This window comes from Paraburkholderia kururiensis (genome assembly GCF_034424375.1).
GTDB classification, from domain to species: domain Bacteria; phylum Pseudomonadota; class Gammaproteobacteria; order Burkholderiales; family Burkholderiaceae; genus Paraburkholderia; species Paraburkholderia kururiensis_A.
Genome location: NZ_CP139965.1, coordinates 4,659,521 through 4,674,555, shown reverse-complemented (window position 1 = coordinate 4,674,555; position 15,035 = coordinate 4,659,521). Strand labels below are relative to the sequence as shown.

Annotated in this window: 15 protein-coding genes and 1 tRNA gene; 14 read left to right on the top strand and 2 right to left on the bottom strand. The window is 63.5% G+C overall.

All coding sequences use genetic code 11. The features are described from left to right. The first annotated feature begins 169 nt into the window (after positions 1 to 169). The 6 genes from U0042_RS21035 to U0042_RS21010 all read left to right on the top strand — a co-directional run bounded on the left by U0042_RS21035 (position 170) and on the right by U0042_RS21010 (position 5,798). Positions 170 to 1,678, top strand: a complete 1,509-nt coding sequence (locus U0042_RS21035; RefSeq protein WP_114809308.1) for an RNA polymerase factor sigma-54 — start codon at positions 170 to 172, stop codon at positions 1,676 to 1,678. Positions 1,679 to 1,849: 171 nt separating this feature from the next. Further along, positions 1,850 to 2,209 (top strand): ribosome hibernation-promoting factor, HPF/YfiA family, encoded by a 360-nt coding sequence (hpf, locus tag U0042_RS21030; RefSeq protein WP_114809309.1) that lies wholly within the window; start codon positions 1,850 to 1,852, stop codon positions 2,207 to 2,209. Between the two features lie 275 nt (positions 2,210 to 2,484). Further along, positions 2,485 to 3,000, top strand: coding sequence for a PTS IIA-like nitrogen regulatory protein PtsN (ptsN, locus tag U0042_RS21025; RefSeq protein WP_017772651.1), 516 nt, complete (start codon positions 2,485 to 2,487; stop codon positions 2,998 to 3,000). 152 nt (positions 3,001 to 3,152) lie between these two features. Then, a complete protein-coding gene (hprK, locus tag U0042_RS21020) occupies positions 3,153 to 4,121 on the top strand; it encodes an HPr(Ser) kinase/phosphatase (protein WP_017772650.1) in 969 nt (322 codons plus the stop codon). 66 nt (positions 4,122 to 4,187) lie between these two features. Continuing rightward, the gene (gene rapZ / locus U0042_RS21015; protein WP_114809310.1) at positions 4,188 to 5,081 is read left to right on the top strand and encodes an RNase adapter RapZ; all 894 of its coding nucleotides are present in this window, start codon (positions 4,188 to 4,190) and stop codon (positions 5,079 to 5,081) included. Between the two features lie 81 nt (positions 5,082 to 5,162). Then, a complete protein-coding gene (locus U0042_RS21010; protein WP_114809311.1) occupies positions 5,163 to 5,798 on the top strand; it encodes an LON peptidase substrate-binding domain-containing protein in 636 nt (211 codons plus the stop codon). Between the two features lie 32 nt (positions 5,799 to 5,830). Here U0042_RS21010 and mutY read toward each other — a convergent pair whose 3' ends face one another. Both mutY and mutM read right to left on the bottom strand, forming a co-directional pair. Next, the gene (gene mutY / locus U0042_RS21005; protein ID WP_114809312.1) at positions 5,831 to 6,937 is read right to left on the bottom strand and encodes an A/G-specific adenine glycosylase; all 1,107 of its coding nucleotides are present in this window, start codon (positions 6,935 to 6,937) and stop codon (positions 5,831 to 5,833) included. 35 nt (positions 6,938 to 6,972) lie between these two features. Continuing rightward, complete coding sequence (gene mutM / locus U0042_RS21000) at positions 6,973 to 7,803, bottom strand: bifunctional DNA-formamidopyrimidine glycosylase/DNA-(apurinic or apyrimidinic site) lyase (RefSeq protein WP_114809313.1); 831 nt, start codon at positions 7,801 to 7,803, stop codon at positions 6,973 to 6,975. A gap of 87 nt (positions 7,804 to 7,890) precedes the next feature. On the opposite strand from mutM, the gene U0042_RS20995 reads away from it, so the two are divergent. The 8 genes from U0042_RS20995 (at position 7,891) to hisC (ending at position 15,035) form a co-directional block, all read left to right on the top strand. Then, positions 7,891 to 9,738 (top strand): tetratricopeptide repeat protein, encoded by a 1,848-nt coding sequence (locus tag U0042_RS20995; protein ID WP_114809314.1) that lies wholly within the window; start codon positions 7,891 to 7,893, stop codon positions 9,736 to 9,738. Beyond that, positions 9,738 to 10,406: a lipoprotein insertase outer membrane protein LolB gene (lolB, locus tag U0042_RS20990; RefSeq protein ID WP_114809315.1), complete on the top strand. Its 669-nt coding sequence runs from the start codon at positions 9,738 to 9,740 to the stop codon at positions 10,404 to 10,406. Before U0042_RS20995 ends, lolB begins: the two co-directional genes overlap by 1 nt. Before the next feature lie 21 nt (positions 10,407 to 10,427). Next, positions 10,428 to 11,309, top strand: a complete 882-nt coding sequence (gene ispE, locus U0042_RS20985) for a 4-(cytidine 5'-diphospho)-2-C-methyl-D-erythritol kinase (RefSeq protein ID WP_114809316.1) — start codon at positions 10,428 to 10,430, stop codon at positions 11,307 to 11,309. Between the two features lie 52 nt (positions 11,310 to 11,361). Further along, a tRNA-Gln gene (locus U0042_RS20980) sits at positions 11,362 to 11,438 on the top strand. Positions 11,439 to 11,480: 42 nt separating this feature from the next. Beyond that, the gene (locus tag U0042_RS20975) at positions 11,481 to 12,437 is read left to right on the top strand and encodes a ribose-phosphate pyrophosphokinase (protein WP_114809518.1); all 957 of its coding nucleotides are present in this window, start codon (positions 11,481 to 11,483) and stop codon (positions 12,435 to 12,437) included. A 155-nt stretch (positions 12,438 to 12,592) separates the two neighbouring features. Beyond that, positions 12,593 to 13,207 (top strand): 50S ribosomal protein L25/general stress protein Ctc, encoded by a 615-nt coding sequence (locus U0042_RS20970; protein WP_114809317.1) that lies wholly within the window; start codon positions 12,593 to 12,595, stop codon positions 13,205 to 13,207. A gap of 138 nt (positions 13,208 to 13,345) precedes the next feature. Beyond that, a complete protein-coding gene (gene pth, locus U0042_RS20965; RefSeq protein ID WP_017772639.1) occupies positions 13,346 to 13,945 on the top strand; it encodes an aminoacyl-tRNA hydrolase in 600 nt (199 codons plus the stop codon). A 19-nt stretch (positions 13,946 to 13,964) separates the two neighbouring features. Continuing rightward, positions 13,965 to 15,035 carry a histidinol-phosphate transaminase gene (gene hisC / locus U0042_RS20960; RefSeq protein ID WP_114809318.1) on the top strand — a complete coding sequence of 357 codons (1,071 nt, stop codon included), beginning with the start codon at positions 13,965 to 13,967 and terminating at the stop codon, positions 15,033 to 15,035.

The window sequence follows — 15,035 nt, the reverse complement described above, 5'->3', positions numbered from 1 at the left end:
CGGCCCGCTCCTTTAGCGTTGAATGCGCCGCGCGCCAGCGCGCAGCAATTCTTACGTTCGCCGGCCGTGCGCCGCGCTCGCAGCCGCACCAGATCTGGGCACGCGTTTTCGCGTATGTCGCCGGGTATCGCGGTCGTGGCAAACTCTTTACAATGAATCTCAAATTGCCATGAAAGCCAGCCTCCAACTTCGCCTGTCGCAGCATCTTGCGCTGACCCCTCAACTGCAACAGTCCATCCGGCTGCTGCAGCTGTCTACGCTCGAATTGCAGCAGGAAGTCGCGACGGCGATCGCGCAGAACCCCCTCCTCGAAAACGAAGACGACTGGATCGCCAGCCCCTTGCGGGTGGCAGCGGACGGCTCCGTGATCGCGCAAACGCCCACGTCTTCGGCGCCCGAGCCGATGTCCGCGGCACCCTCTTCGTCGTCCTCGGCAGAGAGTTCGGAAAGCGGCGAACCGGCGAGCGTCGACGAATACAACGGCCTTGCCGGCGATGCCAACGGCGACGCGTCGCAGTGGAATCTCGACGACTATGGCCGCTCCGGCACGGCATCCGACGACGACGACCTCCCACCGCTGCAGATCCACGAATCCAGCACGTCGCTGCGCGACTATCTGATGGCGCAGTTGCGCGTCACGCAGGCAAGCCAGCGTGACCGTGCGCTCATCACGTTCCTCATCGAATCGCTCGACGACGAAGGTTATCTCACCGCAACGTGTGAAGAAATCCTCGCCGACATGCCGGCCGAGCTTGAAGTGGACGCCGACGAATTGAACGCGGCCCTCGCGTTGCTGCAAAGCTTCGACCCACCCGGCGTCGGTGCGCGTTCGGCATCGGAATGTCTGAAGCTGCAATTGCTTCGGCTCGATCCGTCGCCCACGCGCACGCTCGCGCTCGAAATCGTCGCGCACCATCTCGAGTTGCTGGCGGCACGCGACTTCACGCGTCTGCGCAAACATCTGAAGGCAAGCGACGACGAACTACGCGATGCCCATGCACTGATCCGCTCGCTCGAACCATTCCCTGGTGCTGCTTACGGCAAGGCCGAGGCCGACTACGTCGTGCCCGACGTGATCGTGAAGAAAACCGCACAAGGATGGCATGCCGAACTGAATCCCGAGGTGGTGCCGAAGCTGCGCATCAATCATCTGTACGCGAACATTCTGCGCAACAACCGCGGCGACCCAGGCAGCGGCTCGTTGCGCCAGCAACTGCAGGAAGCGCGCTGGTTGATCAAAAATATTCAGCAGCGCTTCGAAACAATCCTGCGTGTTGCGCAGGCTATTGTGGAGCGTCAGAAGAACTTTTTTGTGCACGGCGAAATTGCCATGCGCCCCTTGGTTTTGCGGGAAATAGCTGATACGCTGGGCTTACACGAGTCAACTGTCTCGCGTGTGACAACCGGCAAGTACATGCTCACCCCATTTGGGACGCTTGAATTTAAGTACTTCTTTGGATCGCACGTTTCGACGGATACGGGAGGCGCGGCCTCATCAACGGCCATACGCGCGCTCATCAAGCAACTGATAGGAGCAGAGAACCCGAAATCCCCTCTCTCAGACAGCCGCATAGCCGAACTGCTGGCGGAACAGGGCTTCGTGGTGGCGCGCCGCACAGTGGCGAAGTATCGCGAGGCGCTCAAGATTCCAGCGGTCAACCTGCGCAAGTCTCTTTAGCCCGTTGCTTACCGCGACGGGCGTTTTCCGGCCGCGTCGCTGTTGGCGGGGATGGCCGGCCGATGCGGCCCGTCCGTAGTCAGTCTCGGGGAGACGGCGTAAATCGGACAGCAGTCGACCGGTATCGCCGCATTCGAACGCGCACGGCGGCCATCAGCCTGGAGAAGCACGATGAATCTGAAGATCAGTGGACACCATCTCGAAGTAACGCCAGCGTTGCGAGAATACGTGATCACCAAACTGGACAGGGTGCTAAGACATTTCGATCAGGTAATCGATGGCAATGTGGTCCTCTCGGTCGACAATCATAGGGAAAAGGACAAGAGACAGAAGGTTGAAATCAGTCTTCATCTGAAGGGCAAAGACATCTTCATCGAAAGTGCAAACGGCGATCTGTATGCGGCTATCGACGTCATGATCGACAAGCTGGACCGGCAGGTCGTGCGCCACAAGGACCGCGTTCAGGGGCATCAGCACGAGGCCATCAAGCATCAAGCCACCACGCCGCCCGTCGAAGTTCCGCCGCAATAAGGTTAGTGCGGCACGGCACATGCCGCTGCGGCAAGGCCGGCTGGCTACCAGAAAAAACCGCCCGAAACCGGGCGGTTTTTTCATGAGTTCACCATGACCGCAAACGAAAAGACCGCGCAGAGTACCAGGTTTCGGCCCCTGGTGGAATGCATGGCGCATCGCACCATGCCGATGTATGCTTGTTCTATAATGTTTCGGTCACTTTCGGGGCATTTCCGCCGGAGTCCTGTCAAAAAAGGGCTTCGCCGCACTTCGCCGTGAGCATCCTGTCAGACATGGAATATCCATCACCCGCCGCGGCGAGCAGCATCCAGGCCACGTTTTCGCCTGCCAACATGAATCGTTTAGCCAAAATTCTTCCACTCGAGAACGTCGTCGTCGGACTCTCCGTCACCAGCAAGAAACGCGTCTTCGAGCAAGCGGGCCTGATCTTCGAAAACCAGAACGGCATCGCCCGCAGCACGGTCACCGACAATCTGTTTGCGCGCGAACGCCTCGGCTCCACTGGCCTCGGTGAAGGCGTGGCCATTCCGCACGGACGGATCAAGGGCCTCAAGCAGCCGCTCGCCGCCTTCGTCCGCCTCGCGGCGCCCATTCCATTCGAGGCGCCGGACGGTCAGCCCGTCTCGCTGCTGATCTTCCTGCTCGTACCGGAGCAGGCCACGCAGCAACACCTGGAAATCCTCTCGGAAATCGCCCAGTTGCTCTCGGACCGGGAAACGCGCGAGCGTCTGCACACTGAAGAAGACCGCGAAGCATTGCATCGCCTGCTCACCCAGTGGCAACCTTGACGTATCGCGGCCGGCCCGCCCGGCGAAAGACCGCTCTCCCCCCGACGCCGCACTCCGCGCAACACGGCTGAGGTACGCCCCATCCGATGCGCCCACCGGGCAGCCTCGCTCCGGAACGCCGGACGAGCGGCCCACCTTGGAGTCTTGGATTCATGGACACCTCCAGCATCAACGCCCAAAGCATCTTCGACGACAACGCCGCCACGCTGAAGCTCAGCTGGCTGACGGGGCATGAAGGCTGGGAACGCGGTTTCTCGGCCGAAACGGTGGTGAACGCGACATCGAGCGCCGACCTCGTGGGCCACCTGAACCTGATTCACCCGAACCGCATTCAGGTGCTGGGCGAGGCGGAGGTCAATTACTACCAGCGCCAGACCGACGAAGACCGCTCGCGGCACATGGCCGAGCTGATCGCCCTCGAGCCGCCGTTCCTGGTCGTGGCCGGCGGTGTCGCCGCGCCGCCGGAACTCGTGCTGCGCTGTACCCGCTCGTCCACGCCGCTTTTCACCACGCCGATGTCGGCGGCCGCGGTAATCGACAGCCTGCGCCTCTACATGTCGCGCATCCTCGCGCCGCGCGCCACGCTGCACGGCGTATTCCTCGACATCCTCGGTATGGGCGTGCTGCTCACGGGCGACTCGGGCCTCGGCAAAAGCGAACTGGGCCTCGAGCTGATCAGCCGCGGCCACGGGCTCGTGGCAGACGACGCCGTCGACTTCGTGCGGCTCGGCCCCGACTTCGTGGAAGGCCGCTGCCCGCCGCTGCTGCAGAATCTGCTCGAAGTACGCGGCCTCGGCCTGCTCGACATCAAGACGATCTTCGGTGAAACGGCGGTGCGTCGCAAAATGAAGCTGAAGCTGATCGTCCAGCTGGTGCGCCGCCCCGACGGCGAATTTCAGCGTCTGCCGCTGGAGAGCCAGACGGTCGACGTGCTCGGCCTGCCCATCAGCAAGGTCACGATTCAGGTTGCCGCTGGCCGCAACCTGGCGGTGCTGGTGGAAGCCGCCGTGCGCAACACGATCCTGCAACTGCGCGGCATCGACACGCTGCGCGACTTCATGGACCGCCAGCGCCTCGCCATGCAGGACCCGGACAGCCAGTTCCCCGGCAAGCTGATGTAGCGCCGCGCCGGCCGGGCAGGCGCGCGGGGCAGATGCTATGATGAAACGAACCGTTTCCCCACTCCCATGCGCATTATCCTGATCACCGGCATCTCCGGCTCCGGCAAGTCTGTTGCGTTGAACGCGCTCGAAGACGCGGGGTATTACTGCGTCGATAATCTGCCGCCGCGTTTTCTCCCGCAGCTCGCCGCCTACCTAGCGAGCGACGGCCAGGAGCAGCTCGCGGTAGCCATCGACGCCCGTTCGAGTGCTTCGCTCGACGAAATGCCCGCGATGATCCGCGACCTATCGCGCCAGCACGATGTTCGCGTGCTGTTCCTGAATGCCAGCACGCAGTCGCTGATCCAGCGGTTCTCGGAAACGCGTCGACGCCACCCGCTCTCGGGTTCCACGTTGCATGACGCCGACGTCGGATTGCTCACGTCGCTCGAGGAAGCGATCGAGCACGAACGGGAACTGGTTGCGGGGCTGGCCGAATTCGGCCATCGGATCGATACGAGCAATCTGCGCGCGAATGCGCTGCGCGCCTGGGTGAAACGCTTCGTCGAGCAGGAACGCAGCAGTCTCGCGCTCACCTTCGAGTCGTTCGGTTTCAAACGCGGTGTGCCGCTCGATGCGGACTTCGTGTTCGACGTGCGCACCCTGCCGAATCCGTATTACGACCGTGAGCTGCGTCCGCTGACCGGCCTGGACCAGCCCGTCATCGATTACCTCAACGCGTTGCCCGTCGTGCGGGAAATGATCGACGACATCCACGCGTTCCTCGTGAAGTGGCTGCCGCGCTTCAGCGAGGACAATCGCAGCTACCTCACCGTCGCCATCGGCTGCACGGGCGGTCAGCATCGCTCGGTATTCATCGCAGAGACGCTCGCCGCGCGTCTTGCGAAAGAAGCAAACGTTATCGTGCGGCACCGCGATGCGCCACTCGATGTGGGCGAATCGTCGAAGCTCGTTGCCTGACTGGCCGTGCCTTAACAGCCGTGCCTGACTGGCCGTGCCCAACTGGCCGCGCCGCGCGGCCTCAACCGAAAGCGTTGCGCCATGTCCTCTACCAATGCCGTACTCGCCGATTTACCGCTGTTCCCGCTGCACACGGTGCTCTTCCCCGACGGCCTGCTGCCCCTCAAGATCTTCGAGGCGCGTTACCTGGACATGGCGCGCAACTGTCTGCGCGAGAACACGCCGTTCGGCGTTTGCCTGCTGAAGAGCGGCGGCGAAGTGGCTCAGCCGGACGAGCCTTCCATCCCCGAAACGACAGGGTGCCTTGCCGAGATCGAACAATGCGACGTCGAGACGTTCGGCATGCTGCTGGTACGCGCACGCGGCACGCGGCGTTTCCGGCTGTTGTCGCATCGGGTGGAAGCAAGCGGGCTTCTGGTCGGCATGGCCGAGCCTATCGGCGACGACGCCCCGCTGGAAGGCACCGACCGGCTCGCTAAATTCGGCGCATGCGCAGAGGTGCTGGAGCGCATCATCGAAACGATTCGCGAGCGAGACACGGACAGCGTGCCGTTCGCCGAACCCTTCCGCCTGGACGACCCGACGTGGGTATCCAACCGGCTCGCCGAAGTGCTGCCCATTGCGCTGCGCGCGCGGCAGAAGCTCATGGAATTGCAGGACGCCGGCGCACGCATCGACGTCGTGCACCACTACATGCAGCAGCATCAATTGCTGTAGGCCATATAGCGTTCGCTGCGAGAGCCAACCCGCTACAGCAACGATCCGCGCAACCCGTCCAACAGCTTGCGCACGGGCGCGGGCACTCCATACGAATCGATGTCGCTCAGCGAGACCCAGGCGGTTTCAGCGTCGCCGGCCGCAGGCTGGGCACTCGCGACGCGATCCATTTCGATCACACGCGGCTCGATGTCGAGCCTGAAATGCGTGAACGTGTGCGTGAGCGACGCAAGCGCAGACGCCGCGCCGCGTGCACCGAACGCGCGGGCGCGCTCCGCGAGTGCCGCTTCGTTCACCGCCTCGGGCAGGCTCCACAGGCCGCCCCAAATGCCTGCTGGAGGACGCCGCTCCAGCATTACGGCATCGCCATCGATCAGCACGAGCATCCACGTACGGCGCGTCGGCACGGTCTTCTTCGGCCGCGCCGCCGGTAGCTCGCGCTGGCGGCCAGTTGTGTTCGCAACGCAGTCGTCGGCAAACGGGCAGCGCGCGCATTCGGGCTTGCCGCGCACGCACAGCGTCGCGCCCAGATCCATGAGGCCCTGGGTGTAGGCGGTGACGTCGGCGTCGCTTGCCTCGGCGCCCGGCACCAGCGATTCGGCCAGCGACCACATCGCGGTTTCCACGCGCTTGTCGCCCGGGAACCCTTCCACGCCGAACACGCGCGCGAGCACGCGCTTCACGTTGCCGTCGAGGATCGTCGCCCGTACGCCGAATGCAAACGATGCGATAGCCGCGGCCGTCGAACGCCCGATGCCGGGCAGTTCCGCGAGCGCATCTACGCTGTCCGGAAACACGCCGCCGTGCTCATCCACGACCACCTGCGCGCAGCGATGCAGGTTGCGCGCACGCGAGTAATAGCCGAGCCCGGCCCACAGCGCCATCACGTCGTCGAGCGGTGCGGCGGCGAGCGCGGCCACGTCGGGAAACCGATCCAGAAAACGCGCGTAATACGGGATCACCGTGGAAACCTGCGTCTGCTGCAGCATGATCTCCGACAGCCAGATGCGATAGGGATCGCGCGTGTTCTGCCACGGCAGGTCGTGACGGCCGTGCTGACGCTGCCACGCGATGAGTCGCGCGGAAAATGCGTCGTACGTGGGCTGCGCGGACGACGAAAGAACAGTGGGAGCGAGCATGACAAGAGCGGAAGCGAGAAAAGCGAAGCCGGGTCTCAGCGCTGGCAGACCGGGCAATAGTAGGTGGAACGCTGGCCTTGAACGATCTGCCGGACCGGCGTGCCGCACACGCGGCACGGTTGGCCAGCGCGATCATAGACGAAATAGTCGAGCTGGAAGTAGCCACTCTCACCGTCGCTGCCCACGAAGTCGCGCAGCGTACTGCCGCCCTTCTCGATGGCCGCTGCGAGCGTCGCTCTGATGGCATCCGCGAGCAGTTCGTAACGCGCGAGCGACACGCGACCCGCCGGCGTAGTGGGCCGAATGCCCGCGCGAAAGAGACTCTCCGATGCGTAGATGTTGCCCACGCCCACCACGATGTCGCCGGCCAACAGCGCCTGCTTGACGGAAACTTTGCGGCCACGCGTTTTCCGGTGCAGCAGCGCGCCGGAAAACGCCGGGGTAAACGGCTCGATGCCCAGGTTCGCAAGCAGCGGATGACCGAGCACGTCGCCCGCTTCCCGCGGGTGCCACAGTACAGCGCCGAAGCGCCGCGGATCGCGAAACCGGAGAATGAAGTCGTCGAAGATCCAGTCGATGTGGTCGTGCTTGCCCGCAGCCGGCAGATGCGGGAGGTTGCGCAGCACTCGCAGCGTGCCCGTCATGCCGAGGTGTACGATGAACCAGCCTTCGTCGATCTCGAACAGCAGGTACTTGCCGCGCCGTTCGACCTTGTGCACGGTGCGCCCCCTCAAAAGGCGGGCGAGTCCAGCCGGAACCGGCCAGCGCAGGGCGGCGGTACGCACGTCGACGCGTGCTACGCGACGGCCCGCGACATAAGGCTCGATTCCCCGACGGGTAACCTCAACTTCCGGCAGTTCTGGCATGTCTAAGTGGTTTGCTGGCTGCGTGGCCGATTGTGCGCTTATTGTAGCGAGCGCGTTACAATCGTCCGAAACATTGAACGGATTTCCATGGAACTGTCTTTCGTGAAGCTGTTTGCGAAGCGCCGGGCGCACGCCCTGCCTCAGCTCCACCTGCCGCCGGCCGTTTCGGTCCGCAGCCTCCTTGGCGCCGCGGTGGTTGCGGCGTGGACGCTCGCCGCCGCCCCCGCGTTCGCGCAGGCCCCTTCCCCGGACACGGGCGACACGTCGGCAATGCCCGATATGCTCGGCGCGCCCACTGCGGAGGAACAAAAGTCTCTGCCTGACGTTCCGCTGACGAGCCAGATCGTATTCCAGGTGCTGGCAGCTGAAATCGCGCTGCAGCGCGACCAGCCCGCGCCGGCTTACCAGACGTACCTCGCCCTCGCACGCGACACGCACGACCCGCGCATGGCGCAACGTGCCACCGAAATCGCCATCGCAGCGCAAAGTCCGTCGGACGCCCTGGCCGCCGCGCAGCTCTGGCAGCAGTACGCACCCGAGTCGGACCGCGCAGCGCAGCTCGATGCATCGCTGCTCGTGCTCTCGGGCCGTCCTGAGGACGCTGAGCCTTTGCTCGCTCGCGAGCTTGCGCGCGTGTCGGAAGAGAATCGCGGCAGCGCAATTCTCTCGCTGCAACTGCTGCTTTCGCGCGGCCCCAATCGCGTGGGCGGACTGAATACGCTCAAGGACCTGCTCAAGAACGACATGAGCCGGCCCGAGGCGCAACTTGCCATCGGCCGGCAACAACTGCTCGCCGACGACGTGCCCGGTGCGCGCAAGTCGCTCGAAACCGCGCTCTCGATTCGCCCCGACTACCTGCCCGCCGCGTTGATGCTTGCGCAGATGGGTCCGGACGAGCGCAACGAAGCAATCGCGTCACTCGAGAAGTATGTTCAGCAGAATCCGAAGTCGCACGACGGAAGGCTCGCGCTTGCGCAGACGTACCTTGCAGCGGACCGCCTCGACGACGCGCGCAAGCAGTTCGAGACCATGCGCAAGGACAGCAGCGGCGACCTCACGCCGCTGATGGCGCTCGCGCTCATCAGCATCCAGCAGAAGAAATTCCCTGAAGCACAGGCATATCTGACGCAGTACGCGCAGCAGGCCGAAAAAACGCCCGGTGGTGACCCGGGCCAGGCCTACATCTATCTCGCGCAACTCGCGCTCGAGCAGAAGAACGAGCCAGACGCGGCGAAGTGGCTCGACCGCATTCAGCCCGACAGCCAGCAGTACATTCCGGCGCAGGTTACGCGCGCGCAACTGCTCGAAAAGCAGGGCAAGCCCGACGACGCGCGCAAGCTCCTCGCCGGCATTCAGGCTGCGGACCCGCGCGATCAGGCGCTCATCGCGCGCACGGACGCCGCGATTCTCTTCGACGCGAAGCGCTACCCCGAAGCCGAAGCGCGACTCGCCAAAGCGGTGGAGCAATTTCCGGACGACCCGGATCTGACCTACGACTACGCGATGGCAGCAGAAAAGAACGCGCACTACGACGTCATGGAAACGCAACTGCGCAGGCTGATCCGCACACAGCCCAACAATCCGCAGGCGTACAACGCGCTCGGCTACTCGCTGGCCGACCGTAACCAGCGCCTCCAGGAAGCGGACAAGCTGATCGAGAAGGCCTCGTCGCTCGCGCCCAACGACGCGTTCATCATGGACAGCGTGGGCTGGGTCAAATACCGGCTCGGCGATACGTCGGATGCCATCAAGCTGCTGCGCAAGGCCTATACGTTGCAGCCGAATGCCGAAATCGGCGCTCATCTGGGCGAAGTGCTCTGGAAGAGCGGCGCCCAGGACGAAGCGCGCGCCACGTGGCGCGACGCACGCAAGCTCGAACCCGATAACGACACCCTCGTGAAAACGCTCAAGCGCTTTCAGGTGAACGATCTCTGATGCATTCATCCCGTCACGCCAATCGCTTCGCTTCCCGTTTTCCTCGTGCATCCGGCGGCGGTTACAAGGCTGCACGGCGTGGTGCCTTGGGCTTCGCCGCCGTGCTCGCCATCGCGCTTGCCGGATGCGCGAGCGTGCCGCATCCCGCCGAGTCGACCTCGAACGCGGCGACCTCTGTCACCGCGCAAACGAGCCGCGCGTATCACGGGCGCTTCGCCGTGCAGTACGTCGACCAGAACGGACAGCCGCGCAACGCGTACGGCAACTTCGACTGGCGCGAGAACGGCGACACCGTCACGCTTCAGTTGCTCAATCCGTTCGGGCAGACGCTCGCCATCGTGACGTCTTCGCCCGCGGCCGCCACGCTCGAATTGCCCAACCGGCAACCGCTTACGGCAGACAACGTATCGACGCTGATGCAAAACGCGCTCGGCTTCGCGCTGCCTGTGGAAGGGTTGCGCTATTGGCTGCAACCGTCCGTCGCGCCCACGTCGCACGCACAGACCGAAAAGGACGCCGGGCAGGATTCGCGGCTCAAGCAAATCCGCCAGGACGGCTGGACCATCGACTATCTCTCGTATGCCGATGCACCCGCCATCGGCGTGAAGCGCGTCAACCTGAGCCGCGAAGAGCCGCCGCTCGACATCAAGCTCGTGCTCGACCAGTAAGCTGCGCCCTGCGCTTTTCCCATGACCGAAACACCCGATTCGCTGCGCGGCTGCCTTGCGCCCGCCAAACTGAACCTTTTCCTGCACATCACGGGGCGCCGGCCTGACGGCTACCACTCGCTGCAGACCGTCTTTCAGCTCCTCGCATGGGGCGACACACTGCATTTCACCGCGCGCGAAGACGGCGAGATCACGCGTAAAACCGAAGTGCGAGGCGTGCCGCCCGAGCAGGACCTCACCGTGCGCGCCGCGACGCTGCTCAAGCAGTACACGGGCACGCGCAAAGGCGTCGAGATCGAGATCGAAAAGCGACTGCCGATGGGAGCGGGACTGGGCGGCGGCAGTTCGGATGCGGCCACCACGCTACTCGCACTCAATCGCCTCTGGACACTCGATCTGTCTCGTGCGGAACTGCAATCGCTTGCACTGAAGCTTGGCGCCGACGTGCCCTTCTTCGTCTTCGGCAAAAGTGCCTTCGCAGAGGGTGTTGGCGAAGCGCTTCAGGCTGTACAATTGCCGCGGCGTTTTTTCCTCGTTGTCACGCCGCGGGCACATGTCCCCACCGCCGCAATTTTTTCGGATGAGGCGTTGACAAGAAGCACGAAAGTCATCACAATGACGGACTTTCTTGCACAGCAAGGTTGCAGCGCAGGATGGCCAGAAAGCTTCGGCCGAAATGACATGCAGCCGGTTGTCGCGGGAAAATACGCGGAAGTTGCGCAGGTGCTGGGATGGTTCGACAACATCGCACCCGCGCGGATGACCGGATCAGGCGCAAGCGTTTTTGCAGCGTTTGCCAGCCAGGCCGAAGCAGAAGCGGCGCAAGCCAAAATGCCGGCAGGTTGGTTGAGCGTGGTAACGGAAAGCCTCGATACCCATCCACTCTTCGCTTTCGCGACATAGGTTTTGCGTCATCGGGCAGTCCTACCGGCCCGGTGGAGCTCAAAGTTAGTGTAGGGGAGTCGCCAAGTTGGTTAAGGCACCGGATTTTGATTCCGGCATTCGAGGGTTCGAGTCCTTCCTCCCCTGCCAAAAATTCTCGCATTCCTCCGCCCAGCCTGAAGCAGGTGCATGATGAGCAGCCATGACGGCCTGATGGTTTTTACTGGCAACGCCAATCCTGCGCTTGCTCAGGATGTCGTCAAGATTCTTGGAATTCCCCTCGGTAAAGCAATGGTGAGCCGTTTCTCCGACGGCGAAATCCAGGTTGAAATCCAGGAAAACGTACGCGGCAAGGACGTCTTCGTTTTGCAGTCCACCTGCGCGCCGACGAACGACAACCTGATGGAACTGATGATCATGGTCGATGCGCTCAAGCGCGCATCCGCAGGCCGGATCACCGCCGCCATCCCCTACTTCGGCTATGCCCGGCAAGACCGCCGCCCGCGCTCCGCGCGCGTGGCCATCTCGGCGAAGGTCGTGGCGAACATGCTGGAAATTGCCGGCGTCGAGCGGATCATCACCATGGATCTGCACGCCGACCAGATTCAAGGCTTCTTCGACATTCCGGTCGACAACATCTACGCCACGCCCGTGCTGCTCGGCGATCTGCGCAAGCAGAACTACGAGAACCTGCTGGTCGTTTCGCCTGACGTCGGCGGCGTGGTGCGCGCCCGGGCCCTTGCAAAGCAGCTCAATTGCGATCTGGCCATTATCGACAAGCGTCGTCCGAAGGCGAACGTCGCCGAGGTGATGAACATCATCGGTGAAGTGGAAGGCCGCACCTGCGTGATCATGGACGACATGGTCGATACGGCCGGCACGCTGTGCAAGGCAGCACAGGTACTGAAGGATCGCGGCGCGAAGCAGGTTTTCGCTTACGCCACGCACCCGGTGCTCTCCGGCGGCGCAGGCGAGCGTATCGCCGGCTCGTCGCTGGACGAACTGGTTGTGACGGACACCATTCCGCTTGGCGCCGAAGCCCGCGCCTGCTCGAAGATTCGTTCGCTTTCGTGCGCGGGTCTGCTCGCGGAGACGTTCTCGCGTATCCGTCGCGGCGACTCGGTGATGTCGCTGTTCGCCGAAAGTTAAAGGTTTCGCGGTAAGCGCGGTATTTCCGGATACCGCGCCTATTCGCAACAAGGCGCGAGCGAACGAAGGTTCGCGCCATTCTGTTGGGGCCTAAGCCAGCGTGCGAAGGCCCCGTTTTTACTGCCTGGTCGCGGGCAGTACATTGGAGAAGCAAGATGAAAGTAGTCGCTTTCGAGCGCAACCTGCAAGGTACGGGTGCGAGCCGCCGCCTGCGCAATACCGGCAAGACGCCGGGCATCGTTTACGGTGCCAGCGCCGAGCCGCAACTGATCGAACTCGATCACAACGCGCTGTGGCACGCCCTGAAGAAGGAAGCCTTCCACTCGTCGATCCTCGACCTGGAAGTGGCCGGCAAGTCGCAGCAAGTGCTGCTGCGCGACGTGCAATACCACCCGTTCCGTCAGCTCGTGCTGCACGTGGACTTCCAGCGCGTGGACGCAAGCCGCAAGCTCCACACGAAGGTGCCGCTGCACTACCTGAACCAGGAGTCCAACCCGGCCGTGAAGCTGTCGGGCGCGGTTATCTCGCACGTGTTCAACGAAATCGAAGTGGAATGCCTGCCGGCCGCACTGCCTGAGTTCATCGAACTCGACCTGGCGAAGATCGAAGCCGGTCAGTCGCTGCACGCGAAGGACATCCCGCTGCCGAACGGCGTTTCGCTCACGGCTCACCTCGAAGCTGAAAATCCGGTTGTCGTTTCGGCGACGATTCCGGCTGGCGCAGCATCCGATGCTGCCGCGGAAGGCGAAGGCGAGAAGCCCGCTGCCTGAGCTGAGAGATAGGCAAGCTATCCTCTCGATCCGTTTCAATGAAACGGACGACGTGACCCGCCGCGGTTCGCCCCGGCGGGTTTTTTTTCGATCGTTGCATGCCTCGCCCTCGAGCGGCGCGGCCGCGAGAACCTCATCATGATCAGGCTGATCGTCGGGCTCGGTAACCCGGGCGCCGAATACACCGCGACTCGCCACAACGCCGGCTTCTGGCTCGTGGACCAGCTCGCGCGCGAAGCAGGCACGTCGCTGCGCGACGAGCGGCGCTTCCATGGCCACTACGCGAAAGCGCGCCTTTACGGCGAGGAAGTGCATCTGCTCGAACCGCAGACTTACATGAACCGCTCCGGGCAGTCGGTGGTCGCGCTCGCGCATTTCTTCAAGATCCTGCCCGACCAGATTCTCGTCGCGCACGACGAACTCGATCTCCCACCCGGCACGGTCAAGCTCAAGCTGGGCGGCGGCAGCGGCGGTCACAACGGGCTGAAGGACATCTCCGCCCATCTGTCGACACAGCACTACTGGCGCCTGCGAATCGGCATCGGTCATCCTCGCGATCTCATTCCCGAGAGCGCGCGAGCGGGGGCAAAGCCGGATGTCGCCAACTTCGTATTGAAGCCGCCGCGCAAGGAAGAGCAGGACGTGATCGATGCGTCCATCGAACGCTCGCTCGCCGTGATGCCGCTCGTCGTGAAGGGCGAACTCGAGCGCGCGATGATGCAACTGCATCGCGTCTGAACACGAACGGGAGGCTGCCTTGAGCCGCTACTGGAGCGACATCGTCCACCGACTGGTACCCTACGTGCCCGGCGAACAGCCGGTGCTCGCGCATCCGGTCAAGCTCAACACCAACGAGAATCCCTACCCGCCCTCGCCGCGCGTGGTCGAGGCGATTCGCCGCGAACTCGGCGACACGGGCGAAGCACTGCGTCGCTACCCGGACCCGAGCGCGCGTCGGTTGCGCGAAACCGTAGCCGCGCATCACGGTATACGGGCGGACCAGGTGTTCGTCGGCAACGGCTCCGACGAAGTGCTCGCGCACGTGTTCCAGGCGCTGCTGAAGCACGAACACCCCGTGCTCTTCCCCGACGTCACGTACAGCTTTTATCCCACCTACGCACGGCTGTACGACGTGGCCTATCGCACGGTCGCGCTCGACGAAAGCTTCGGAATCCGTATCGACGACTACACCATGCCCAACGGCGGCGTGCTGTTTCCGAATCCGAATGCGCCCACGGGCCGCGCGCTGCCGCTCGACCGGATCGAAGCGCTCGTGGCGCGCAATACGGAATCGGTAGTGGTGATCGACGAAGCGTATGTGGACTTCGGCGCGCGGTCGGCCGTGAAGCTGATCGATCGCTATCCGCATCTGCTCGTGGTGCAGACGGTTTCCAAGGCGCGTTCGCTGGCGGGCATGCGGGTGGGTTTTGCGTTCGGAGATGCGGCGCTCATCGAGGCGCTGAACCGCGTGAAGGACAGCTTCAATTCGTATCCGCTCGACCGGCTGGCGCAGGTAGCCGCAACGGCCTCCTACGAAGACACGGCGTGGTTCGAGACGAACTGCGCGCGCGTAATCGCCAGCCGCGAACGCCTGACCGCAAAGCTCGAAACACTCGGATTCGATGTGGTGCCGTCAGCCGCGAACTTCGTGTTCGCTCGACACAAGGACCACGATGCCGCAACGCTCGCGGCGAAGCTGCGCGAGCGCGAAATCTTCGTGCGGCACTTCAAGGCGCCGCGCATCGACCAGTATCTGCGGATTTCGATTGGCACCGACACGGAATGCGACACGCTCGCCGGTGCGCTGGGCGAGTTGCTCGGCCGGTAG